We start from the raw sequence: 25,817 nt of genomic DNA, 5'->3' as shown, positions 1-25,817 counted from the left end.
CGCTAGCTCTGCGGGACGTCCTTGATGAACACAAGTCCGTCGATTCCGGCCAGGTGGGCCGGGTCGAGCGGGGCGTAGCCGAACCAGGGGGACACGCGGGGCGCGGGCCGCGCGTCGCCGAGGGCGGTGGCCAGCCGGGGGGCGTCGATGACGCAGCGGTCCTCCGGGAGCGCGTACAGGAGTCCTTCGACGGTGTCCGGCGGCGGGGTGTCCACTCCCTGGTGCCGGAGGGTGCCGAGAGCGGTGGCCAGGAAGGCATACGCGTCGCCCAGGCGGGAGCTTACGAGCGCGCCCGCGCTCCACCACTCCAGCGGCGGCTGGTCCCACATGCGCATCGAGCTCTTGTCCCGCTGGAGGTGGCTGTTGTGGGCGAAGACCAGCACCGGGCCCCGCCGGGTGAGGGCCAGGAGGTTCTCGGCCATCATCGAATCCCGCAGGCCCAGCAGCCGCGTCATCCGGCCCGGTGAGGTGTCGGCCATCCAGTAGTGGTAGCGCAGCAGGCCGGTGGCGGTGCGCCCGTACAGCCGCGCCCGGTCCCAGTCGTCCCGCGAGGTCGCCGCGAGCAGATGGGGTGTCTGCTCGTCGAACAGCGCCACCAGATCGTCGGCGAACAGCCGCAGCTCCGTGGCCTCGGCCGACCGCCCCACGGACTGGGCCGGGTCCATCATCGCGGCGGGATTGGTCCACCGGTCGTCGGCCCCGAGCAGGCGGTCGAGCGTTTCCGCGGTGCAGGGGAGCAGGTCCGCGTCCACCCGGGCCGAGAGATAGCCGTGGAGTGCGGTGAGGGCCTGCCGGGGGCTCGCGGCGCCGGTGATCTCCAGCGGGCCGTCGACACCGGCGAAGCGGAGTTGCTCGGACGCGGGCCGGCCGTCGTTGTACTCACGTATCCAGCGCACGAGTTCGCGGTTGGCCGCAGAGGTGCCCAACCCCAGGTCGGGGTGGCTGAATCCACGCTCCATGGCCTCGTCGAGGGTGCCCTGGCCCGAGGTGACGTAGTCGTCCACGACCAGGCCCATCAGGCAGTCGCTCTCGATCGCGATCGTCCGGTACCCCTCCTGTTCGACGAGTTGCCGGAAGAGGTCGTTGCGCACGTCGAGCAGAGTGTCCTCGCCGTGGGTGGGCTCGCCCAGGGCGAGCAACCGCGGCCGGGCCGGGAGCAGGCCCATGACGGCGGCGGCCGCGACGGCATGGGTGATGTCCTTGATGTCAGTAGCCATGCCTTCCACGGTATCGTTGAACCATCGGTTGAAACTTTTGCGCGATGCCGCCGCGATATCGTCCGATCCTATGGGACCAAACCTTCAAAACGGCGAACGGCTCAGGCCCGTTGATCTGGCGCGCGGGCACGGTCTGTCCACGCAGGCGATCAGGAACTACGAGGAGGCCGGCATCCTTCCGGCCGCCGATCGCACACCCCACGGCTACCGCACCTATACCTCGCTGCACGCGGGGGCCCTGCGCGCGTTTCTCGCCCTGGTGCCCGGCCACGGCCACCAGACGGCGACGGCGATCATGCGCGCCGTGAACGAGGGCGCGGTCGATGAGGCGTTCCACCTCATCGACGAGAGCCATGCCCAGTTGCTCGACGACCGGCGGACACTCCAGGCCGTGGAGAGCGCCCTCCGCGACCTGGAGCCCACCGCGGCGCCCGAACCCGACACGGCGGTGTCCGAGGCCGGCGGCACGTTCATCGGACCGCTGGCGGGCAAGCTCGGCATCCGGCCCGCGACGCTGCGCAAATGGGAGCGCGCCGGGCTGGTGCGCCCGCGCCGCGACCCGCTGACCGGGTACCGCGTCTATGACGCCGCCGACGTACGGGACGCCCGGCTGGCCCACCAGCTCAGGCGGGGCGGCTATCTGCTGGAGCAGATCGCCCCGCTGATCGCCCAGGTGCGGACGGCCGGCGGGATGGAGCCGCTGGAGGCCGCGCTGCACGAGTGGCACGGCCGGCTGTCCGCCCGCGGGCGGGCGATGCTGGCCGGGGCCGCCGAGCTGGAGGCGTATCTCCGCGAGCGCGGATGACAGCCCGGTGCACGCGGCGAGAGGCCCTGCGTTGTCAGAGGGCCGCCCTAGCATCGATGGAGCCATGAGGGTGCTGAGGTCGACAGCAGGCCGACGTCTACCCGATGTTGACGATGTATCAGGAGCGCTGGCGTGCGACCGACCTTTGGGGACTTCACCACCGATCCGGCCCGGCTGGGGAACAGCACGGCCCGCTACGAGGGCTGCCATCCGGCCCGCGATCACCTCGAGATCGATGCGGGCGGGAGCGTCGAGCTCGACTTCACGCTGGACGACGGCGCCGTGCCCGCGCAGGCCACGCTGACCGTCACCGCCCTGGTGTCCCTGTTGGGGAAGTCCCTCGGCCACGCCCCGGTCGACGTCACCGTCAACGGCCGCGTCCTGATCGCGGACTTCACCATTCCCGGTGGCGCCATACCTCAGGACACGGCCCTCGCCGTGCCCGGCGAGCTGCTGGTGCCCGGCACCAATACCCTCCGCCTGCGCAGTTCCGCCGACGCGCACAGCATGCTCTGGCTGTACCGGATCACCCTGGACCCGTACCACGCGATCGGCGGCGCGCGCCGCGCGATGGCGGAGGAGGCCGCGAGGGAGGCGGTGTTCGCCTTCCGGGCCGAGCGGCGCGCCGTGGGGTCCGCGAGCTGGCGGCCCGCCCCGCGGCTGCTCGTCCACCTCGACCGCGGCGAGCACTCGCCGCCGGGGCAGCTCGCCTGGCGCGGGCAGGACGGCGCGGAGGCGGCGGTCAGTTTCCAGTCGGCGATGACGGACTTCTACGGGCACTACCGCGCGGCGGACGGCTCTCCCGCCGAGTACCGCGGGCGTCTCGAAGCACGCTCGGCCTTCCCGGAGGGCACGGACGACGGCACGGTGCACCGGTTCCGTACGGAGGAGGGCTGGGGCGGCGGCTGGCACGCCTCCGGGGAGCTGCGGCTGCTCGTCGAGGACGGCGGAGCCCCGGTGGAGCGGGTGACGTGGCGCGACCAGGCGGGGAACTCCGGCTCGGTGTCGCTGCGGGCCGCCGTTTGCGGTCCCGACACGGCTCCCGCAAGCGACGGCTTCATCGGCTACTACCAGCGCGTCAACGAGGGCCCGATCGGCTACCGGGGCGCGTCGCCGTCCGTCTCCCCGAAGCCCGAGACGGCGGCAGCGCGGCTCAGCACGGTAGAGCAGTGGCGGTCGTATCTGGCCGAGTACAGCGCCGACGTCCTGCGGGTGGCGGACGAGAGCGAGCTGACCGCGTTCAGCGAAGAGCAGCGGGCCGCCGGCTGGCTGGGGTACGAGGGGGCCGGTGAGGACCGCGTCGCGGCCCTGGAGGACCGGCTGGGCACCCGGCTCCCGCCCAGCTTCCGCGCCTTCCTCGGCGCGTCCGACGGGTGGCGGCACCTCAGCGCGTTCATGTACGAGCTGCTGACGGCCGACACCGTCGACTGGCTCCGCGATGCCATGCCCGGCTTCACGGACGACATCAAGGACGGTGCCGACGATGAGGAGTTGGACGCCGAGTTCGCGCTGATGGACCGCTCACTGCTGATCTCCGGGGATGCCGACGCCCAGTACTGGCTGCTGGATCCCGGGGACGTGTCCGAGGACGGGGAGTGGGCCGCGTACATCTGGGCGAGCTGGTACCCGGGCCTGGGCGACCGGCACGCGTCGTTCGCCGAGCTGGTCGCCGCGGAGCGCACGTCGTTCGAGGAGCTCAAGGGCCACGAAGGACACGGGGTGCATCCCGAGGGCGCCGAGGAACTCGTGGCCAAGGGCCGCGCTCAGGCTCTGCGGGGCGAGGTCGAGGCCGCGATGGCCACGTTCGAGGAGGCCGCGGTGAAGGGCTCGGGGGCCGGTGCCTATCTGAAAGTCGTCCTGGGCGCCTTCCTCGACAGGAGCTGTGTGCACCACGACATCCGGCGCGGCGTCCTCCACCGTCCGCACGTCATCGAAGCGGTCGGGCTCGAACAGGTACGTGCCGAGGTCGCCCCGCTGTTCCTGCGCCGCTCGGCGGAGGACTGGACCGGCGCCCCGGGCTGGTACATCTCGACCCTCGGCGATGTCCTCCCCGCCCTCGGCACCCCTGGCTCGGGCGACGACACCGCCGACTGGATCGCCCGCGCCGCCGCCTTCGTCCCGCCCGTCCTCCCCGAATCCCCCGCCTTCCAGCAGGCCCTGGACCTCGCCCGTACCCTCGCCCGGCAGGGCGACACCGACGAGTCCTGGACGGTCATCGAGACCGCCCTGCCCCACTGGCACTCCGACTCCCCACACCGCATAGCCCCGGTGATCCTCCTCACCGACCCGGTCCTCGGCGACCTGATCACCCCGCACCGGGCCCGTCGGATCGTCACCATGCCCCGGGGCGAGGGGTCGGGGGTAACCACACCGTGAAGATCGTGTTGCCCGGAGGAACCGGGCAGGTGGGCGGCATACTGAACCGGGCGCTGACCGCCGCGGGCCATGAGGTCGTGGTTCTCACCAGACGGCCGACGCGCGGCGGTGAACTCCGGTGGGACGGCAGAAGTCTCGGCCCCTGGGCGGAGACCATCGACGGCAGCGATGTCGTGATCAATCTGGCCGGCCGCAGCGTGAGTTGCCGCTACACCGAGGAGAACCTCCGGGCCATGATGGACTCGCGTGTGGACTCCGCGCGTGTCGTGGGCGAGGCGATCGCGGCTGCCCGACGGCCTCCCCGGGTCTGGCTCCAGATGAGCACCGCCACCATCTATACCCACCGCTTCGACGCACCCAACGACGAGGCAACCGGAACGATCGGCGGCGGCGAACCCGATGTCCCCCGCTACTGGGACTTCAGCGTCGAGATCGCACAGAACTGGGAGCGGGAACAGCAACGGGCCCGGACGCCGCACACCCGCAAGGTGGCCCTGCGCTCAGCGATGGTGATGAGCCCCGATCGCGGTGGCGTGTTCGACTACCTGCTGTGGCTGGCCCGCCTCGGTCTCGGCGGGCCGGTCGCGGGCGGAGCCCAGTACGTGTCCTGGATACACGACCATGATTTCGTCCGCGCTGCCACCTTCCTCATCGACCGGGACGACATCACCGGACCGGTCAATCTCGCCGCCCCCGCTCCCCTGCCTCAACGAGCGTTCATGAGCGCGCTGCGCACCGCGTGGGGCGTCCCGGTGGGTCTGCCGGCCACCAAGTGGATGGCCGAGATCGGCGCGTTCGCACTGCGTTCCGACACCGAACTCCTGCTCAAGAGCCGCCGGGTCGTTCCGGGTCGGCTCCTTGAGGCCGGGTTCGCGTTCGACCACACCGAGTGGCCGCAGGCCGCGGACGAACTTGTCCGGCGGGTGCGTCAGAAGCGGGGCCGCGCTTGAAAAACGGGGGATTTACCCGGCGCACAGCGGCGTTCTGCCGCTGTGCGCCGGACACGCGGTGGCCGGCCGGGGTCAGGGCCGCGGGTGTCAGCCGTTGGAGAAGCGGACTGCCTGCTCGAGGATCTGCTCCGGGTCGTCGGTCGGCGGGTAGATCCACAGCGAGTTGATGTTCTTCTTGAGGGTCTTGGCCTCCTCCCCGGTCGACACGACCTCCCGGTCCCAGCCCTGTGTGAACACGGCGCCGGCGGGGCCGAGATCCAGGCAGGTGGTGTAGGGGTCCGGGGTGAAGGGCAGCAGGGCGTTCCCCAGAAGCTCGGCCGCCACGTTGTGACCGGCCAACTTCCCCATCGGCAGGGCGTGCTGGCAGCTCTGCGTCGTGGAGTGCCCCTCTTCCGCGGTGGCGTGTGCGGTGTCGCCGGCCGCATAGACGTCGGGGACTCCGATCACCTGGAGGTACGCGTCCACGCTCAGCCGTCCCAGCCGATCACGTTCGCCCGGGATCTGCTCCGTGAGCGAGCTAGCGACCATGCCGGCCGTCCAGATAACGGTTGCCGCGGGGATCACTTCACCGTCCGAGAGTGTGACGTCCTGCTGGGTCGCGGCTGCCACGGTGCGCCCCAGGCGCCGTTCGATCTTCAGCTCGTCAAGCGCGCCGTCGATGGTCGGGCGTGGACCTGGGCCGAGCTCCGGGCCGACGACGTCGGCGCGGTCGACGAGAACGACGCGGACGTCTTCAGCGGCGCCCTGCCGGTCGGCGATCGCGTGAAGCCGTTCACGCAGTGCGGTGGCGATCTCCAGACCGGTGAAGCCGGCCCCGACCACGACCGCGGTGAAACGGCCCTCGAACGGCGCCCGCTCCGGCAGCCGCCCCAGGTGGCCGTCCAGCGCGGCCGCCGCGGGCAGTGTGTCGATGTCGAGAATGTGTTGCGAGCCGGGGACGTCCGGGCGCACAAGCCGGCTGCCCGTGGCAAGCACCAGCTTGTCGTAGGCCAGGTCCAGTTCCTCGCCGGCCCGCCCGACGGCGCGTACGGTGTGCGCCTCGGTGTCGATCCCGGTGACGGTCGCCGTGATGCGGCGTACGCCGATCGGGCCGAGGACGCGGTCCAGAGGCACCCGCATCCCGTCCGGGGCCTCCTCGTACAGGCGGGGGCGGATGACCAGGTCATCGCCGCCGCTGACCAACGTCACGCGCAGTTCGTCGCCCGCGCTCCCCGCCTCACGGGCGGCACGGACCGCTCCCGCCGCGCTCCACACGCCCGCGAAACCCGCGCCGATGACCAGGACATCCTTCACGTACTTCTCCTTCTTTGCGGTCCCACCGCCTCCAATCCCGGACATTACATATCCTGGATATTCAGTGTCAAGATTTCGTCGACGCATCCGTCGCGATGCGGGCGATCCCGGGCATGTAATGTCCGGGATATGCGAATGGCTAAGGGCGTCGAGTGGGCCCTGCACACACTGCTCAACCTGGACATGACAGGCGGCGGCCCCGTGGGCAGCAACCAGCTCGCCGAGGCCCACGGCCTTTCCGCCTCCTACCTGAACAAGCAGCTCCAGCAACTCGCCAGGGCGGGGCTCGTGACCTCCGTCCCCGGGCCGCGTGGAGGTTTCCGCCTGGCGAGGCCTCTCCGTGACATCACACTGCTGGACGTCGTCGAGGCCATCGAGGGGAGCACACAGCTCTTTCACTGCACAGAGATCCGTTGCTGTGGCAAGATCGGCGAACTTTCACCGCCTCCTACAGACGCTTGCGCCGTCAACATGGCCATGCGTCGTGCGGAACAGGCGTGGCGCACGGCTCTGGCCGCCCAGACTCTTGCCGACATCAGAGCAGAGCTGGACCGCACCCCGATGATCCAGCAGGTGGTAAAAGCCGCCTTGGACTGAGTGTGCACGCCAACCGTGGGTTGCTCCGGGCAGAGGGCGGCGGCATCTGTCGCAGAACCACGGGTACTCGGTCATCACATCCAGACAGTGGTGTGAGCCCGGAGTACGTATGGAGGTGCGGTCCAATGCCGGACAAGGACTCAGTGGTCGGGCCCACCTGCGCGCCCCGCGTCCCTCGGCAGGCTGAGGAGCAGGCACGGTGACCGGTTCGACGTCCGCTCAGCTGCTGCCGATGCCCTCGGACTGGCAGCATGCTCTCGCCGTGGTGGCCCACCCTGATGACCTCGAATACGGGTGCTCGGCCGCCATCGCCTCCTGGACCGAAGACGGCCATGAGATCGCCTATGTCCTCGCCACGCGCGGCGAAGCGGGCATCGACAGCGTTGTGCCGGCTGAGTGCGGACCGCTGCGGGAACGGGAGCAGCGTGCCAGTGCCGCCGTCGTCGGCGTGTCCGTGGTGGAGTTTCTCGACCACCGGGACGGCGTGATCGAGTACGGCGTCTCGCTGCGCCGCGACATCGCCGCCGCCGTTCGTCGTCACCGGCCCGAGCTGGTGATCACCCTGAACCATCACACCACATGGAATTCGGGTGCCTGGAACACCCAGGACCACGTGGCGGTGGGGCATGCCGTCCTCGACGCGGCGGCGGATGCCGAGAACCGCTGGATCTTTCCGGAGCTGACTGAGCAAGGCTTGCGGCCGTGGAATGGCGTCCGCTGGGTCGCTGTCGCCAATTCCAGAAACCCCACACACGCGGTGCCGGCGGAGCGCGGTCTGGAGCAGGCAGTGCGCTCGCTGCTCGAACATCGCGCCTACCTCGAGGCGCTCACCGACGAGGACCCCGAGACGCATGTACGCCGTTTCCTGACAGACAACACCCGAGCGATGAGCGGACGGTTCGGCGGGAAACCGGCCGTCGTCTTCGAACTGTTCAACCGCTGACCGTCGTCGCGACACCCGCGCGCCGGATGCGCGAAGTGGCCACGGCGTCGATGCTGTCGGCGTCGGCGTCCCGTCCGAGGGCGGCGGCGGCGTCACGCGCACGGACATCGGCACCACCGGCGCCCTGCATACCAACCGAAGCACGTGCGCCGGGGGCCCGCCCACGAGGCGGGGTGCGCCCCGTCGGGCCACTTCTCACCGCCGATCGGCACACCGGCGGAAATTCCCTGGCGTGGCGGCCGGAAAGGGGCGGAGACTCGTCTCATGGCTGACATGGGGGCGTTCCGGGATGCGGTCACCGCGTGGGCGGCCGGTGGCCCCGGCGACCCCGCGCGCGAGCTGGCCGCGCGGCTGCCCGTCCGGGCGGTCGTCCTGCTCGAAGGGCCGAGCGACGCCGCGGCGGTCGGCGCGCTGGCCGCGAGCCGCGGCCGGGACCTGGCGGCCGACGGAGTCTGCGTTCTGCCGATGGGCGGAGCGATGAGCATCGGACGCTTCGCCCGTCTCCTCGGGCCTCCCGGCTTGGACCTCCGCCTCACGGGACTGTGCGACGAGGCGGAGCGTCCCTACTACGCCCGCGGCCTACAGCAAGGGTTTTTCGTCTGCTCGGCGGATCTGGAGGACGAACTCATCCGCGCGCTGGGCGTGACTCGGGTGGAGGAACTCGTCCGCGCGGAGGGCGACCTGCGCGCCCTGAAGACCTTCCTGCGCCAGCCCGCGCAGCGGGGCCGCACCTCGCAGCAGCAGTTGCGGCGCTTCCTCGGTACGAAGAAAGGGCGCAAGATCCACTACGGCCGCGTCCTCATCGAGGCCCTCGACCCCGATCGCGTACCCGCCCCGCTCGACGGCCTGCTCGCCGGCCTCTGACCGCTGGGCGACGTCCCGGCGCCGTCGCTCACCACAGCGGCGTACGCCGACGAGCGGTGCCCGGCCGAACTGCGCAACGCGCTCGGCCGGGCCGGGGGCAGCCTCAGGTGGCCTGACGCCCCACCACACCGGGCATCAGCCGGTGGCTTCGGCCTTCAGCGTTGTGTCGTGCCGCCGGGAGGCGTCGGGAAGGGGGAGCGGGATCCGCTGGGTGAGCTTGTCGCCTTCGACATCGAGATCGGGCAGGACGCGGTCCAGCCACGCGGGGATCCACCAGGCTCTTTCGCGCGCGAGCGCCATGGTGGCCGGAATGAACGTCATACGGATGACGAACGCGTCGATGACGATGCCCACGGCCAGCGCGAACCCGGCCTGCTTGATCATGGGTTGGGCGTTGAAGATGAATCCGGCGAAGACCGAGACCATGATCGTCGCCGCGGCGACGACAACGGCACTCGCGTGGGCGAATCCGGAGACGGTCGCGTCGAGCGGGTCGGCCCCGTGCATGCGGGCCTCGCGCATCGAGGTGACCAGGAACATCTGGTAGTCCATGGCCAGTCCGTAGAGCACACCGGTGACGATGATGGGCAGCAGGCTCACCACTGGCGCGGTCGCGTCCAGCCCGAACAGGGCCTGGAGCCAGCCCCACTGGAAGACGGCCGTGGTCACCCCGAAGGTGGCGGCGATGCTGAGCACGAAACCGAGGGTGGCCATCACCGGAACGACGACGGAGCGGAAGACCAGGAGCAGCACGACCAGCGAGAGCCCGAGCACCGTGGCGACGTAGAGGGGCAGGACGTCGGCGAGCCGGTCCGACACGTCGATCGCGAGGGCGGTGAAGCCGGTGACTCCGACGGCGACGCCGTGCTCCCGGCTCATCTGCCCGCTCTTGTCCCGCACGGAGGTGACGAGGGCTTTGGTGCCGTCGTCGTTCGGTCCGTCGCCGGGCACGAGACCGAGGACAGCCGTGGTGCCGGAGCTGTTCATGCCGGCCAGGGAGACCGTTGCGGCGCCCTGGGTGTCCTTCAGGTCGGCGACGACCGCGGCGAGCGCGGTGGGGGTCAGAGGGCGTCCGCCGTCGGCGGAGCGGGCGACGGCCATGAGGGGTCCGTTGTAACCGGGGCCGAAGGCGTCGCTGACCGCCTCGTAGCTCTTGCGCTGCGCGGTGTCGGAGTTGTAGCCGTCGCCGGACGGCAGGCCGAGCTTCATGGAGGCGGCGGGCAGCGCGAGGATCAGGGGAATCAGGAACGCCGCGGCGAGAGCGGAGTACCTGTGCCGGACCAGATGTGACCCCCAGCGGCTCGCCCGCGTGTGCGCGGCGGTGGAGGCCTGCCGCTGTGCCCTGCGGCGGGCCTTGGCCGAGCAGATGCGCTCCTCGACCAGGCCCAGGAGGGCGGGCAGCAGTGTCAGGGCGAGCAGGACGGCGATGGCGATCGTGGCCGCGGCGACCAGGGCCATGGTGTTGAGCAGGGCGATCCCGACCACCAGGAGCCCCGTCAGGGCGATGATGACGGTGCTGCCGGCGAACAGGACCGCGCTGCCCGCGGTACCGATGGCCCGGCCGGCCGCCTCGTGCGCGTCCAGGCCGTCGTCCAGGATCAGCCGCCGCTGCCGGTTGACGATGAACAGGGCGTAGTCGATGCCGACGGCGAGTCCCAGCATCAGGGCCAGTACGGCGGTGAGCGAGTGGATCTCGAAAACGGTGGAGAGGGTGAAGGCGCCACCCACGCCCAGGGTGACGCCGACCAGGGCGATGACCAGCGGCAGGCCCGCCGCCACGACCGACCCCAGGGTGACCAGCAGGACGATGGCCGCCACGACGACGCCGACGATCTCGCCGACACCCACGATCTCGGGTATCTCCATCATCGATGCCGCCGGCAGAACGTCGAGGTGGCCGCGCTCGGCCTGGCGCTCGGCGGCCCGGACGGCGCTGTCGATCGTCCCGGAGGGCAGCTCATAGGTCTGCTCGTCGAACTGGAACTGCATCAGGGCGGTGGTTCCGTCCGCCGAGACGAGGACCCCTGGCACGGGCCGACCGTCCTCCTGTAGCGGCGTCGGTGCACCGCCTCCCGCCGGCTGCCCGACGGCCCGGGCCACCGCGGCCTGGGCCCGTATCAGGGGACTCTTCTCGCCCTTGGCCAGCTCCGCGGCGAGGGCCTCGCGCGCGTCGATGACGTGGTCGTGGCGGTAGACCGCGTCCACTGCGGCGATGAGCGCGGTGCGGCTGTCCCCGCCGTCGACCCGGGTCCCGTGCTGCGCCCGGAACACCAGCATGCCCTGCCCACCGGATGCCTCGGGCAGGGACTTCGCCAGATCGTCGATGACCTTCTGCGCCGGGGTGCCGTCGATGCGCACCTCGTTGCTCAGCTTGACGGGGTTGATCGCGAGCAGACCCACCACGGCGGACACCGCCGCCAGCCAGCCGGCGATGACGTACCAGGGCCTGGCGTAGGCGAAACGCCCCAGCCGGTACAGCAGCACGGACACAACTCTCTCCTCACTAAGTGAGAGGCTACTATCAAAGCGATAGGAAGCTATCACTTCTTGAGGGGTTGGGTAATCTGCGGTTCAGAGCGAGAGGAGTCGAAGGTGCCGAATGCCGCACCCCGTACACACCGGTCCCGCCGGGTCGACGCCCGGTCCAGCGTGGAGCGCATCATCGCGGCCGGACGCACCGTTCTCGGCACCGGTGAGGGCTCCTTGGAGCAGATCGCCACCGAGGCGGGCGTGGGGATCGCCACGCTCTACCGGCACTTCCCCAATCGCGAGGCCCTCGTCCGGGCGGTCCTGGACGACATCCTCGAGACCGACCTCCTCCCCCTGATCACCGACGCCGCGGCACTCCGCCACCCGCGCCAGTCCCTCCTGGACATCGCCACCCGGCTGCTCGACCTCATCACCGAGGAGCGCGGACTGGTCACCTTCGCCAGCAACTTCGCCGATGTCGCCGTGGACGTCCTCCAGCGCTTCACCACCTCCCTCCACCCCTTGCTGCTCCGCGCCCAGGAGCAGGGCGAGATCCGCACCGACCTCACCGCGGAGGACATCCCGCGCTTCCTCGTCATGGGCATCGCCGGCCTCGCACTCCCCGGCACCACGCCCTCCACGCGGGCACGCTTCATCGCCCTGCTCTTCGACTCGCTCAACCCCGCCGGCGCGACCCCGCTCCCGCCCCTGCTCCCGGAGGAGAACGACCTCCGCACCGCGATCAGCGGCGTCACCCGCGGCTGACCGGCACGGCCCGCCCGGGACACCACGCGTCCCCACCGGTTGCGTTCCGGGCCGCCATTGACATGGTCATCACGCTGCCGAAAAATCTTCCCGGCACGCTTCGCATTCTCTGATCCATGACCTTGGATCGTGGTCCCACGCTGCCGGTGAGCAGGTTCCCGGCGCGTCGTCGCATGGGCGCTGGTCGGTCCGCAGTACCTGGCTTCCGCATGTTCCGGCTCCACACGTGAGAAGGGCTGCTCTTGTCGATGACATCGTTGTCCGGTTCTGCCTCCTCAACCGGCCCGGCACCCGTTCCGCGGCCTGACAGTCGGCCGCCGCTCTCCTACGGCCAGCGTCGGCTGTGGGTGCTTTCCCAGCGGGACGGTGCCAGTGCCGCGTACAACGAGCCGATGGCCTTCCGGCTGCGGGGACCGCTGGACCGGACGGTGCTGGGGCGGGCGCTGGACGCCCTGACCGTCCGTCATGAGGCGTTACGCACCCGACTGGTGCCGTTCGAGGGCGAGGCGTACCAGCAGGTCGATCCGGCGGACACCGGTTTCGCGCTGGCGGTCGACAATCTGACCGGCCGCCCGGATGCCGAGGACCGGCTGGCCGACCTGCTGCGCCGGGAGACCGTCGTGCCGTTCGACATGGCCGCCGAACCGCTGGCCCGCGGACGGCTGGTGGTGCTCGGCCCGGATCACCATGTGATCGTGCTGACCGTGCATCACGCGATGTTCGACGGCTGGTCCCGGAGCATGATGCTGCGCGAGACCGGCGCGCTCTACGCGGCCCTGCTGCGTGGCGAGCCGGATCCGCTCCCGCCGGCGCGGTGGCAGTACGCCGACTTCACCCGCGGGCAGCGGACGTGGATGGCCGGCGGGGAGCCCGCCGCGCAGGAGGAGTACTGGGCCGGGAAGCTGGCCGGCGTGCCACCGCTGCTGGAGTTGCCGACCGACCGGCCGCGCCCGGCCGAGCAGGACCACTCCGGCGACCGGGTGCGCCTGGAGATCGGCCCGGAGTTGACCACGGCGCTCAAGGCGGTCACCGAGGAGCACGGGGGTTCGCTCTTCGCCACCCTGCTGACCGGCTGGTCGATCGTGCTGTCCCGGCTGTCCGGGCAGCGGGACCTGGTGGTGGGCACCCCTACGGCCAATCGCCGGCGCGGCGATGTCGGCGGCATCATGGGCTTCGTCGTCAACACGCTGGCGCTGAGGGTCGAGTTGGCGGACGCGCCGACCGGCTCCGCGTTGCTGCGGCAGGTACGGGCCACGGTCCGGGCCGGGGTGAAGAACGTCGACCTGCCGTTCGAGCAGGTGGTGGAGCTGGTCAACCCGCCGCGCAGCGCCGCGCACACCCCGTTGTTCCAGACCATGCTCGCCTGGGTCCCGCCCATGGAGGGGGTGCTGGAGCTGCCGGGGGTGGCGGTGAGGCTGTTGCCGATGCCGTTCGCCCCGGCCAAGTTCGACCTGGTCCTGGCGCTGGAGGAGGCGGAGGGGCGGATCGTCGGCGATCTGGACTACGCCACCGCGCTCTTCGACCGGGAGACCGTCGAACGCCACGTGCGCTATCTGGTCCGGGTGCTGGAGCAGCTGGCCCGGGAGCCCGGGTGGCCGGTCACCGAGTACGCGCTGCTGGACGAGGCGGAGATCGCCGAGCTGCTGGCCGACTGGGACGCCGCCGGGCCCGGCACCGCTCGAACAGCGGAGCGGGCCGCCGAACCGGCCGGGCTGGTCGAGCGGTTCGAGGCGCGGGTGCGGGCCGCCCCGGCGGCCACAGCGGTGGTGGACGGCGAGCGTCGGCTGGCCTACGCCGACCTCGACCGGCGGGCCAACCGGCTGGCGCACGCCCTGATCGCCCGCGGGGTGCGCCCGGACCAGGTGGTCGCGGTGCACGCCGGCCGGTCGGCCGAGCTGGTGGTGGGGGTGCTCGGCGTCCTCAAGGCCGGCGCCGGCTGGCTTCCCCTCGACCCGGGCCAGCCGGCCGAACGGCTGGCCGCGATGGTGGCCGACGCACGGCCGGCGCTGGTGCTCACCGACCGGCGGGGCGCGCCGGACAATTGGCAGTCGCTGACGGCCGTCGAGGCCGAGGGCGCGCGGGACGACGCACCGGGCATCGCCGTTCCGCCCTCGCATCTGGCGTATGTGATGTACACCTCCGGCTCCACCGGCCGCCCCAAGGGTGTCGCGGTGACCCGCGGCAATGTGCTCAACCTCTTCGACCAGTGGCTCGCGCGGTTCGGCGCCACCCCGGGCGAGGCGACCTCGGCCTGGTCGAGCATCGGATTCGACGCCTCGGTGCACGAACTGCTGCTGCCGCTCACCACGGGCGCCGAAGTGCACCTGGTGCCCGAGGGGTTACGCGGCGACCCGGCCGCGCTGATGGGCTGGCTGCGCGAACACCGGGTGGTCCAGGCCTTCCTGCCGCCGGCCTATGTGCGGTGGATCGACGAGGACCCGGAAGGCCGGCTGGCCGGGCTGGCGCTTCGCCAGTTGCTGACCGGTGTGGAGTCGCTGCCCGAGGCGGCGCTCCACCGGATGGCCTCGGCCCTGCCCGGGCTGCGGATCTGCTTCGGCTACGGACCGACCGAAACCACGCTGTACAGCACCGCCTACCTCGATCCGCGGCCGGTGGACCGGCCGTGCCCGATCGGCCGGCCGCTGCCCGGCACCCGGCTCTACCTGCTCGACGAGCGGATGCGGCCGGTGCCGCCCGGCGTGGTGGGCGAGGTGTACATCGGCGGGGCGGGCGTGGCCCGCGGATATCTCAACCAGCCGGAGCTGACCGCCGAGCGGTTCCGGAGCGACCCGTTCGTCGCGGGCGGCCGGATCTACCGCACCGGCGATCTGGCCCGCCGGCTGCCGGACGGCAACGCCGAGTACGCCGGCCGCCGCGACGACCAGGTCAAGCTGCGCGGCTTCCGGATCGAGCCGGGCGAGGTCGAGGCGGCTCTGCTGGCGCTGCCGGGGGTGCGGGAGGCCGCGGTGGTGGTCGACCGCGACCCGGCCGGCGAACCACGGCTGGTGGCGGGGATCGCACGCGGCGGGGCGCCGTCCCGGCAACCGCACGAGTGGCGGGCGGCGCTGGCCGAGCGGCTGCCGGACTATATGGTCCCCGCGGTCTTCGTGGAGCTGCCCGATCTGCCGCTGGGCCGCAGTGGCAAGCTGGACCGGGCGGCCCTGCTGGAGCGGGCCCGGGCGGCGCTGCCGGCGCAGGTCAACATCTCGGCCCCGCGCGACCATGTGGAGCTGGCGCTGCACCGGATCTGGTCCCGGCTGCTGCTCCACCCCGCCATCGGCATATCGGACGACTTCTTCGATGTCGGCGGCACCTCCATCTCGGCCATCAAGATGGCCCACGCGATCGGCGAGGAGTTCGGCGAGACGCTGCCCATCCGCGAGGTGATCCGGCATCCGACCATCGAGGCACTCGCCGAACGGCTGCGCCGGGGCGCCTCCGGGCCGCCGGGCACGAACCTGATCGAGTTCCGGGCCGGCGCCGGCCTGCGGCGGCTGATCTGCGTCCATCCGGCCGGCGGTACCGCCTTCTGCTATCTGCCGCTGGCCGGCGCGCTCCCCGAGGACATCGGGGTCTGGGGCGTCCAGGCCCCGGGCCTCAATCCGGACGAGGCGCCGCTGCCCACCGTCGAGGCGATGGCGCAGGCGTACCTGGAGCTGATCGGCGCCCGCCCGGACCAGTCGTTGGTGCTGTGCGGGCTGTCGTACGGCGGTCTGATCGCGCATGAGATGGGCCGACGGCTGGCGCTGGCCGGACACTCCCGGCTGAGCGTGGTGCTGCTGGACACCCAGGCCTCCGACGACCCGGCCGAGCGGGCCGCGATCCAGCCGGTGGAGTACGAGGAGTTCACCGAGAAGCTGGTGCGGTTCAACGGCATGTACCCGGGCATCGACGCCGACCAGCTCACCCGGTACTTCGCGACCTACAACCACAGCCGGATGACCGCCCGCGGCCACCAGCCGCGGCCGACCACCGCCCCGCTGACCCTGATCGAGGCCGCCGCGGACGGGCCGGGCGCGGCGGGCCCGCACCCGACCCATGAGTTCTGGCGGCGGCGGGCCGGGGCGGGGTTCGCGGTGGTGCCGCTCGACTGCGGCCACTGGGAGCTGCTGGAGGCCTCGCAGGTGCCGGCGGTGGCCGAGGTGGTCGTCGCGGAACTGGCCCGGCTGGACGCCGCGGAGGCGGGGCGCCCGGCCGTGCCGGGCGTGCCGTCCGTGCCGACTGTGGCGCTGGGGCTCTGATGACGACCTCGAGCGGCATACCGGCCAGGGTGGCGACCGGTCTGGCACACGGCGTCCACCTCCAGACGCGGCTCACCCCCGACGCGATCGCGCTCGTGGACCAGGGCCGCCGGTTCAGTTACGCGGCGCTGGACGCCGCGGGCGCTCACGTGGCCGCGGCGCTGCGCGGCCATGGAGTGCGCCCCGGCGATGCGGTCGCGGTCGGCCTGCCCCGCTCCTGGCAACTGGTCGTGGTGGTGCTCGGAGCGCTGCGGCTGGGCGCCCGGGTGGTGCCGCTGGACACCCAGAGCCCGCCGGAGCGACAGGCGCACATCCTCACGGACTCGGGCAGCGTGGTGCTGGTGCACGGCACCACAGGGCCCGAGGACCCGCCGGCCACGGTGCGTCCGCTGTCGGCGGCCCGGCTGCTGAGCGCCGTATCGGACCACCGGGCCGGGCCGGGAGAATTCGACGGGTTTCCGGAGCGGCCGGCCGGGCTGGTCCTCTACACCTCCGGCACCACCGGCCGCCCCAAGGGCGTGGAGCTGCCGGAGACCGGCGTCATGCGGATGGCGCTGCCCGGCTGGCTGCGGCCGGTGGCGGGGGCACGGTTCTCCTGCCTGTCCAACCCGGCCTTCGACGCGATCGACTTCGAGATATGGACACCGCTGCTGACCGGCGGTTGCTGTGTGGTGCTGCGGGACGAGGACGTGCAGTCGCCGCACCGGCTCGCCGCCGCGCTGCTGCGTGAGCGGATCGACACGCTGTTCGTCACCACCGCGCTCTTCCACGCCGTGGTGGACACCGTGCCCTCCTGCTTCGCCGGTGCCCGGCAGGTAATGGTCGGCGGCGAGCAGCTCAACCCGGCCGTGGTACGGCGCTGGTACGAGCACAACGCCGGCGGCACCACGGTGCTGCACAACATCTACGGCCCCACCGAGGTATGCACCTTCGCGCTCATTCACCCGATCCCCCGGGACTTCGACGCGGACGTGGTGCCGGTCGGCCTGCCGATCCCGGAGACCGGCGCGCTGCTGGTGGTGCCGGGCTCCGAACGCGTCGCCGAACCGGGCGAGGTGGCCGAGCTGCTGCTGTCCGGGCCGGGCGTGGCGACCGGCTACCGCAACCTGCCCGAGGAGACCGCCCAGCGGTTCGTCCGGCTGCCCTGGCACGACGGCGGCCGGGAGCGCCACTACCGCACCGGTGACCTGGTGCGGGCCGACCCCGACGGCGTGATCAGCTATCTGGGCCGGATGGACCGGCAGGTGAAGGTGCGTGGCTTCCGGATCGAGCCGGCCGAGGTGGAACGGCGGATCGCGGCGCACCCGGCGGTCCGGCAGGCGTATGTCTGCACCCGGGAGGATCCGGAGGCCGCCGGACACGAGCTGCTGGCCTATCTGGTGGCCGGCCCGGAGCTGGAGTTCGAGGAGTTCGACCGGCATCTGACGTCCGCCGTACCGGCCTATATGAGGCCGCACCGGGTGCACCGGGTGGACGCGCTGCCGCTGACCGGCAACGGCAAGGTGGACCGGGCCGCGCTGTTGCGCCGTACGGACCGCCCGTGGCAGCGCTCGGCCGACACGGGCCCGGTCGCCCCGGTCACCGCCCGGCAGCGCGAGGTGCTGGAGCTGGCCGAGGCGGTGCTCGCCACGTCGGGGCTGCGCCCCACCGACCGATGGATCTCCAGCGGGGGCGACTCGCTGCGGGCTCTGCGGCTTCGGTTCGAGATCCGCCGCCGCTGGGGGCACGAGCTGAGCCAAGCGGCGGTGCTGCACGCCGACTTCGCCACCATCGCCGAGGCGATCGATCAGGCAGGCTCGGCGGCCGGACCGCGCCACCCGGTGCCGGCCCCGCCGTCCGGTGCCACCCGCGGTCCGGCCACCAGCGAGCAGCAGCGGCTCTGGCTGCACCACCAGCGCTTCCCCGGCTCCCGTGGCTACACGGTGGGCCAGGCGCTGCGGCTGGACGGGCCGGTGGACCGGGCCGCGCTGCGCCGGGCTCTGTGCGGCCTGGTGGCCCGGCATCCGGCCCTGCGTACCGGGTTCGAGGCGTCGCCGGACGGTCTGCTGCAAGTGGTGGGCGAGCCGTACGACCCGTGGACCGAGCCGGAGGCCACGGCTCTCGCCGATGAGGAGGCCATGTCCGCCTTCGCCGACCGGTTCTTCGCCGAGCCGCACGAGCTGGCGCGCCCCCGGATGCTGGCCGCCTGCTGGCTGCCGCGGCGGAACGGCGGCACGCTGCTGCTGCGTCTGCACCACATCGCGGTGGACGGCTGGTCGTTGACCGTGCTCTTCGGCGACCTGTCGGCCTGCTACGCCCGGGCGCTGGGGTCGCCGGACACCGCGCTGCCGGAGGTCTCCGGGGCGCCCACCCCGCTGGACCACGCGGCCTGGCAGGCCGACTGGTTCGCCGGGGCGGGGTACCAGGCGCTGCGCGCCGGGCTGCGCGAGCGGTGGGCCGCCGAGGAGGAGCCCGACGAGCCGCTGCGCCCGGCCCGCCACCGGCCCCGACCCGAGGGCCGGCTGTGGCACACCGCGCTGGGCGCGGACCGCCGTGCCGCGGTGGACCGGCTCTGCGGCGAACTGGAGCTGAGCCGCTTCGAGTTGCTGCTCGGCGTGTGCGCCTGGAGCCTGTACGCGGTGACCGGCCGGACCCGGCCGCGGATCGCCACGCCGGTCACGGGCCGTCCTGTGCAGGAGTTCGAGTCGAGTGTCGGGATGTTCGCCAACACCGTGCTGTTGCCCGTGTCGGTGGCGCCACGCGGCGAGCTGCGCGCCGAACTGCTACGGCTGGGCGCGGCGGTGCGCGAGACCCTGGAGTGGCAGGACGTGTCGCTCGCGGACGTGCTGGAGGACCGTGGCCACCTGGCCGACGAGTCCCCCTTCGACATTCTGTTCGTCCTGGAGAACACCGACTTCGGCGCGCTGGAGCTGCCGGGGATCGCCGCCCGGCCGGAGTGGCGGGCACCGGCCGAGGCCAAGGTGGCGCTGACCGTCTCGCTGGTGGAACACCCGGACGGATTCGACTGCCTGTGGGAGTACGCGGCCGACCACTTCGCGGCCGCCGAGGTCGAGGCCATGGACCGGCTGTTCCGGGCCGCCCTCGACCTGCTCGCCACCGGCCGGTCCGGCACCCCCGTCGAGCTGGCGGCCCCGTACCGGCGCGGGCTGCCGGAGTTCGGGCGCGGCCCCGAGCCGACCGGCGGCTGGACCACGGTGGCCGAGGGGATCACCGCCCAGGTGGCCCGGACCCCGGACGCGCCGGCCCTGGTGGCCGCGGACGGACCGGTCGGCTACGCGCGTCTTGACCGGTGGGCGGCGGCGCTCGCCGGAGAGCTGCGGGCCGGTCACCCCCTGGCCGCCGGTGACGAGCGGCCACGGCAGGTGGCGCTGTTCATGGAGCCGTCGGTGGAGCACGTGGTGGCACTGCTGGCGCTGGCCCGGCTCAACTGGACGGCGGTGCCGCTCGACCCGGCCTATCCGACCGAGTTGCTGCGGCAGATCCTGCGCCAGGTCGACCCGGTGTGCGTGCTCCTCGCGCCGGGCGGCGGGCCGGCGTTCGACGCGGTGGACCCGGGCGGCACGGCACGCCGGACGGTCACCCTGGCGGACGGCGAGCCGCCCGCCGTACCGCTGCCGCAGCACGCCGGACGTCCGCTGTACACGCTGTTCACCTCCGGCTCCACCGGGGTGCCCAAGGGCGTCCAGGTCTTCGACCACACGCTGGCCAACCTGCTGCACTGGCAGGCGGCCGAGGGCGGGCTCGGCGCACCGGCCGTGACCCAGCAGTACTCCATGCTGTCCTTCGACGTCTCGTTCCAGGAGATCTTCACCACCCTGTGCGCCGGTGGCTGTCTGCACCTCGTACGCCCCGGCTGGCGGCAGGACGCCCCCGCGCTGCTCGACCAGCTGGAGGCGGCCGGCGTGGAGCGGATCTTCATGCCGTACGTGGCGCTGCAACTGCTGGCCGAACACGCCGTCCATCTGGGCCGCTACCCGTCCCGGCTGCGCGAGGTGGTCACCGCGGGCGAGCAACTGGTGTGCACCGACGCCATCCGCCGCTGGTTCGCCGGCCTGCCGGGCGCCCGGTTGTTCAACCACTACGGGCCGACCGAGACACACGTGGTCAGCGCGCTGTGTCTGGACGGCGACCCGGCGCACTGGCCGGAGCGGCCGGCCATCGGCGTGCCGGTGGCCGGAGCGCTGCTGCGGGTGGTGGACCCGGCCGGCGAGCCGCTGCCACCGGGTCGCGTCGGCGATCTGCTGATCGGCGGCACCATGGTGTCCCGCTGCTATCCGGGCGACGGCGCGCTGAATCGGGAGCGTTTCGTCGAACTGCCCGGAGCGGGCCTGTGCTACCGCAGCGGCGACCGGGCCGCCTTTGGCCACGACGGGCTGCTGCACTACCACGGCCGGGTCGACCAGCAGATCAAGCTGAGCGGCCACCGTCTTGAGCTGGGCCAGGTGGAGGCCGCGCTGCTGCGCCACCCGGGGGTGACGGGCGCGGTGGTGGTCCCGGAGAGTGGCGGGCTGACCGCCTGCCTGGAGTGCCGCGACGAACCCCCTTCGGCCCGGGAGCTGGCCGACCACCTGCTGCCGCTGCTCCCGCCGCACGTACGGATCGACCGGTTCCGTCGTCTGGAATCGCTGCCGCGCACCCCGAGCGGCAAACTGGACCGCCGGGCGGCGCTGCGCGCCCCGGGCCGGGAGCTGCGGCGCGCCCCGGCCGACGGACAGCGGCTGTCGGCGCGGGAGGCCGAACTGTCCGCCGCGTTCGAGGCGGTGACCGGTGCGCCCATCGGCCCGGACCAGACGTTCTTCGAGGCCGGTGCGTCCAGCCTGGGGCTGATGCGGTTCCACCTGCGGTGCACCACCACGCTCGGCCTGCGGTTCGAGATCACCGACCTGTTCGAGCAGGTGACGGTACGTGCGCTGGCCCGTTTCCTGGACGGCACGGGGCCGGACCGCTCCGGCGGGGGCGCCGCGGACCAGCCCTCGGCCCCCGCCGCGCGTTCGGCCGGCGCGGCGGACCAGGAGCCGATCGCGGTGGTCGGGATGGCCGTACGGCTGGCCGGCGCCCCGGACCTGCGGGCCTTCTGGGAGCTGATCCGCGACGGTGGCCGTGGCATCGAGTACTTCGACGCGCCGGACGGGCTGGTCGGGGCGCGCAGCCAGATGGACGGGCTGCTCGACTTCGACCCGGAACACTTCGGCATCAGCCGGCAGGAGGCCCGGCTGATGGACCCACAGCAGCGGCACACGCTGATGACCTGCGTCGAAGCGCTGGCGCACGCCGGCATCGCCGACACCTCGGCGGTGCGGGTCGGGCTGGTGGCCGGTGCGGGCGAGAACACCTACTTCCAGGCCATGCTGCGTGAGACCGACCCGGACCGGCTGCCGGACGGGTTCCAGCTCGCGCTCCACCACGAGAAGGACTTTCTGGCCACCAAGGCCGCCTACCACCTCGGCCTGACCGGCCCCGCCTTCACCGTCCAGGCGGCGTGCGCCAGTTCGCTCTTCGCGGTGCATGTGGCCGCCGGGCTGCTGCGGCAGGGCGACGCCGATGTGATGGTGGCCGGCGGGGTGCTGGTGGACACCGGGCTGAGCGACGGCTACCGCTACCGGCCGCAGCACATCTACTCGGTGGACGGCCACTGCCGGTCCTTCAGCGACGACGCCACCGGCACCGTCGGCTCCAGCGGGGTCGGCATGCTGGTGCTCAAGCCGCTGCGGCTGGCCCGCAGCGCCGGTGACACGGTCTACGCGCTGATCACCGGGTCGGCGGTGAACAACGACGGTTCGGACAAACTCGGTTACAGCGCCCCCTCGCTCGCCGGCCAGCGCGAGGTGATCCGTACCGCGCTGCGCCGCAGCGGGCGTACCGGCGCCGACCTCGGCTATGTCGAGGCGCACGGCACCGGCACCCGGCTCGGCGATCCGGTCGAGGTCGGCGCGCTGCGCCAGGCGTTCGAGGTGCCGGAGTCCGGCCGTACCGCGCTGAGCTCGGTCAAGAGCCAGATCGGCCACCTGGGCGCGGCGGCCGGCGTGGTCGGGCTGGTCCGGGCGGCGCTGTGTGTCCACCACGGCCTGATCCCGCCCACGCTGGACTTCCGCGCCCTCAACCCGCGGCTCGGCCCCGACCCGACACCGTTCTATGTGCCGACCGAGGCGCTGCCCTGGCCGGCCGACCGGCCGCGGGTGGCGGCGGTCAGCAGCTTCGGCATCGGGGGCGCCAACGCGCACGCGGTGATCGAAGCGGGCGAGCCGGGGCGGCCGGCCGACGCGCCACCGCCCTGTCTGCTGCTCTCCGCCTCCAGCGAGGCGGCGCTGCGCGCCGACGCGGACCGGATCGCCGCGTACCTCGCGGAGCGCCGGCAGGAGTACCCGGCGGTGCTGCGCCATCTCCAGGCCGGCCGACCGGCCCGCCGCTGGCGGATGGCGGCGGTCTGCCCGGACCCGGCCTCGGCGGTGCGGTGGCTGCGCACCGCCGCCACCACCGCCACCGAGGTACAGCCGGACCGTCCGGACACGGGGCCGGTCCCGGCGGCGGACCGCGGCGCGCCGCGGCTGGTCGCCGACTGGCTGGCCGGCCGGCGGATCGGCTGGCCGGCGGGGCCGGCGCAGCCGCCGTGGGACTTCCCCCCGCCTTCCTTCGACCGGGCGGAGTACGACATCGAGCGGGCGGCGGCCGGGCCGGCGCCGACCGGTGCCGGCCGGCCGGCCCGGCTGGCCGAGGAGCGGTGGCTGCACCAGCCGCACTGGGTCCGGTTCCGCCGGGCGGGCGCCACCGCCCCGGCTGCCGCTTCCCGCCCGCTGGTCCTGGTCACGGACGGCCCGGCCGACCCGGAGCAGGTACGGGAGCTGCGCTCGGTCCGTCCGCGGGTGGTGCTGGTGGCCGCCGCGGACGGGTTCGCCCGGCTCGACGACGACTCCTACCTGGTGGACCCGGCAGACCCGGCGTCGCTCGGCGCGCTGCTGGACGCGCTGGGCGGCCTGGGCGCCGTGGACTGGCTGCACGCGCTGCCGCTGAGCGTGGCGGGCCCGGTCGACACCGACCGGCTGCGCCGGGCCCGCTGGGCCTGCCTGGACGCTCCGGCCGCGCTGGTCCGGGCGGCGGCCGGGCGGACCGGCATCACGCCGCGCCCGGTGTGGCTGTCGTACCGGGCCCGGCCGGTGGGCGGTCCGGTGGAGCGGCCCGAGTCGGCGCTGCTCGCCGGGGTCACCGAGGTGGCGCCGCAGGAGGGCGCCGCCGCCGGGCACTGGGTCGACCTCCCGGCCGCCGCGCCGCCCGGCTGGGCGGCGCCACTGGCGGCGCTGCTGGCCGCCGACAGCGCCGACGAGCCCCTGCCGGCGCACCTGGCGCTGCGCCACGGCTACTGGTGGCGGCGGGCCACGGTGCCGGTGGCGACGCCATCGCCCGCCGTCGAACCGGTGTTGCCGACCGGGGCGGACACGGCCCACCTGGTGCTGGGCGGCACCGGCGGAATCGGCGCCACGATCGCCGGCTGGCTGCTGGAGCGGACCGCCGGCCGGGTGCTGCTGCTGGCCCGGCGGCCGGAGCTGCCGGGCGCGCTGGCGCCATGGGCCGACCGGATCGAGCTGGTCGAGGCCGACTTGGCCGCGGATTCCGCCGCCGGCTCCCTGGAGCAACTCGCCGCTCTCGTTGCTCTCGTCGCCGACCGCACCCGGCGGCTGGACACCGTGGTGCACGCGGCCGGCGCGGGGGCGGGAGGGCTGATCGCGCGCCGCGACCCCGCCGTGGCGCGGGCCGGTTCGCTCGCCAAGCTGCACGGTGCGCTGCTGGTGGAGCGCCTGGTGGAGCGGTTCCGGCCGCGGCTGGCCGTCTACTGCTCCTCCATGGCCGGGACGCTGGGTGGGGTCGGCCAGTTCGACTACGCTGCGGCGGCCGGGGTGCTGGACGCCTTCGCCCACCACGAGCCGGAGGGCGGTGGGGCGACGCTCCGGCTGGCCATCGGCTGGGACGTGTGGCGCGAGGCCGGGATGGCGCTGCGTGCCCCGGCCTCGGACGCCCGCCACCAGGCCCATCTGGCGGTCGGGTTGACGGTGGCGGAGGGCCGCCGGACCTTCGCGCGGGCGCTGGCCGCGCAACTGCCGCAGGTGCTGGTCTCCACCACCGAGCTGGAGGCGTCCCGCGCCTTCTACGCCGGACCCGCCCCCGCCCCGGCCACCACGACCGCCACACGGGACGCCGGGGGTTCGCGGCCCGGCCCCGCGGAGAGCGGGAGCGAACCGGCCGGGCTGCTGGGCGACCGGCTGTGCGAGTGGCTGGGTCTTGACGCCCTCGACCCGGACACCTCGCTCTACGACCTGGGCGCCGACTCGCTGACCCTGCTGGACCTCATCGGCGAGATGAAGCGCCATTTCGACGTGGAGCTCGACCTGGCCGAGCTGAGCCACCAGGTCTCGCTGAACGAGGTGCTGACCCTGCTGGACCGGGCCCGCACCGCGGCGCGCGACACCGACGGTACGGCCGGGGCGGCCGATGCCGTCCCGGTGGCCGGATCGCAGGTGGCGCTCGAGGTGTGGCAGCAGGGCACCGGAACCGGGGTGCTGTGCCTGGTGCACCCGGTCGGCGGGGACATCCAGGCGTACCGCGCGCTGGTCGCGGGCCTCGACCCGCGGCTGACCGTGGCATTGATCGCCGACCCGGCGCTGCGCCGGCCCGGCGGCCCGGAGTGGACCATCGCCGAGCGGGCCCGCCACTACCACGCGGCGCTGGAAGCGCGCTTCCCGGCCGCCGGCCGGCACCGGCAGCTCGCCGGGTGGTCGTTCGGCGCCTGGGTGGCCCTCGGCATGGCCGCCGAAGCGGAAGCGGCCGGCCGGCCCGTGGACACACTCCACCTGCTGGACCCGCCGCCACCCGGCTCCGGCCCGCTCTACCGGACGTACGGCGAGGCGGAGTTGCAGGCGCTTTTCGCGCACGAGCTGGGGCTCGGCGGCGATGGCCGGGACGGCGAGGCGGCCCGGGAGTACGCCGACCGCCTCACCCGGCGCTGCCTGGCCAACCTCCGTGCCATGGCCGGGCACCGGCTGCCGCGGCTGGCCGCCACCCCGGCCCGGATGTGGCTGGCCCGGCTCCCGGAGCAGGGCCTGCCGCCCCTCGGCTCGCCCGCCGAGCAGCGGGAGCTGTGGCGGGCCCATCTGACCGCGCCGGGCGCCTGGGAGGAGCTGGAGACCACCCACTACGGCCTGGTCCGGCCACCCCATGTGGCGGCGGTGACAACCGCGGTCAACGACGTCCACCGCGAGGTGGCCGGTCGGCGCTGACGACCGGCACCGGCCGCCCGGAACCATCCGC

The 25,817-nt window shown here is 73.1% G+C and carries 12 protein-coding genes; 9 read left to right on the top strand and 3 right to left on the bottom strand.

Annotation, left to right across the window (positions count from 1 at the left end):
* Positions 1-2: 2 nt before the first annotated feature.
* Positions 3-1,217, bottom strand: a complete 1,215-nt coding sequence (locus ACH4S9_RS27095; RefSeq protein ID WP_398374142.1) for an erythromycin esterase family protein — start codon at positions 1,215-1,217, stop codon at positions 3-5.
* A gap of 70 nt (positions 1,218-1,287) precedes the next feature.
* On the opposite strand from ACH4S9_RS27095, the gene ACH4S9_RS27090 reads away from it, so the two are divergent.
* The 3 genes from ACH4S9_RS27090 (at position 1,288) to ACH4S9_RS27080 (ending at position 5,348) form a co-directional block, all read left to right on the top strand.
* Positions 1,288-2,022: a TioE family transcriptional regulator gene (locus ACH4S9_RS27090; RefSeq protein WP_398374141.1), complete on the top strand. Its 735-nt coding sequence runs from the start codon at positions 1,288-1,290 to the stop codon at positions 2,020-2,022.
* Between the two features lie 132 nt (positions 2,023-2,154).
* On the top strand, positions 2,155-4,398 hold the full coding sequence (locus tag ACH4S9_RS27085) for an SMI1/KNR4 family protein (RefSeq protein ID WP_398374140.1): 2,244 nt from the start codon (positions 2,155-2,157) through the stop codon (positions 4,396-4,398).
* Complete coding sequence (locus ACH4S9_RS27080; RefSeq protein ID WP_398374139.1) at positions 4,395-5,348, top strand: TIGR01777 family oxidoreductase; 954 nt, start codon at positions 4,395-4,397, stop codon at positions 5,346-5,348. The genes ACH4S9_RS27085 and ACH4S9_RS27080 overlap by 4 nt, the downstream gene beginning before the upstream one ends.
* A gap of 87 nt (positions 5,349-5,435) precedes the next feature.
* Here ACH4S9_RS27080 and ACH4S9_RS27075 read toward each other — a convergent pair whose 3' ends face one another.
* Entirely contained in the window at positions 5,436-6,641 is a 1,206-nt protein-coding gene (locus ACH4S9_RS27075) for an NAD(P)/FAD-dependent oxidoreductase (RefSeq protein WP_385340086.1), read from the bottom strand.
* Between the two features lie 129 nt (positions 6,642-6,770).
* On the opposite strand from ACH4S9_RS27075, the gene ACH4S9_RS27070 reads away from it, so the two are divergent.
* The 3 genes from ACH4S9_RS27070 to ACH4S9_RS27060 all read left to right on the top strand — a co-directional run bounded on the left by ACH4S9_RS27070 (position 6,771) and on the right by ACH4S9_RS27060 (position 9,045).
* Positions 6,771-7,238: an Rrf2 family transcriptional regulator gene (locus tag ACH4S9_RS27070; protein WP_398374138.1), complete on the top strand. Its 468-nt coding sequence runs from the start codon at positions 6,771-6,773 to the stop codon at positions 7,236-7,238.
* Between the two features lie 232 nt (positions 7,239-7,470).
* The gene (locus ACH4S9_RS27065) at positions 7,471-8,181 is read left to right on the top strand and encodes a PIG-L deacetylase family protein (RefSeq protein ID WP_385340221.1); all 711 of its coding nucleotides are present in this window, start codon (positions 7,471-7,473) and stop codon (positions 8,179-8,181) included.
* Between the two features lie 264 nt (positions 8,182-8,445).
* On the top strand, positions 8,446-9,045 hold the full coding sequence (locus tag ACH4S9_RS27060; protein WP_398374137.1) for a TOPRIM nucleotidyl transferase/hydrolase domain-containing protein: 600 nt from the start codon (positions 8,446-8,448) through the stop codon (positions 9,043-9,045).
* Between the two features lie 135 nt (positions 9,046-9,180).
* Here ACH4S9_RS27060 and ACH4S9_RS27055 read toward each other — a convergent pair whose 3' ends face one another.
* A complete protein-coding gene (locus ACH4S9_RS27055) occupies positions 9,181-11,535 on the bottom strand; it encodes an MMPL family transporter (RefSeq protein WP_398374136.1) in 2,355 nt (784 codons plus the stop codon).
* 102 nt (positions 11,536-11,637) lie between these two features.
* Here ACH4S9_RS27055 and ACH4S9_RS27050 point away from each other — a divergent pair, with 102 nt between their 5' ends.
* The 3 genes from ACH4S9_RS27050 (at position 11,638) to ACH4S9_RS27040 (ending at position 25,786) form a co-directional block, all read left to right on the top strand.
* Complete coding sequence (locus ACH4S9_RS27050) at positions 11,638-12,279, top strand: TetR/AcrR family transcriptional regulator (RefSeq protein ID WP_385340094.1); 642 nt, start codon at positions 11,638-11,640, stop codon at positions 12,277-12,279.
* Positions 12,280-12,527: 248 nt separating this feature from the next.
* Positions 12,528-16,520, top strand: coding sequence for an amino acid adenylation domain-containing protein (locus ACH4S9_RS27045; protein ID WP_398374135.1), 3,993 nt, complete (start codon positions 12,528-12,530; stop codon positions 16,518-16,520).
* On the top strand, positions 16,520-25,786 hold the full coding sequence (locus tag ACH4S9_RS27040; protein WP_398374134.1) for an amino acid adenylation domain-containing protein: 9,267 nt from the start codon (positions 16,520-16,522) through the stop codon (positions 25,784-25,786). The genes ACH4S9_RS27045 and ACH4S9_RS27040 overlap by 1 nt, the downstream gene beginning before the upstream one ends.
* Positions 25,787-25,817: the final 31 nt, after the last annotated feature.

Source organism: Streptomyces sp. NPDC021225 (assembly GCF_044332865.1).
Lineage (GTDB): Bacteria > Actinomycetota > Actinomycetes > Streptomycetales > Streptomycetaceae > Streptomyces.
Note: the sequence above shows the minus strand (reverse complement) of the source record. Positions and strands in the feature narration are given on the sequence as shown.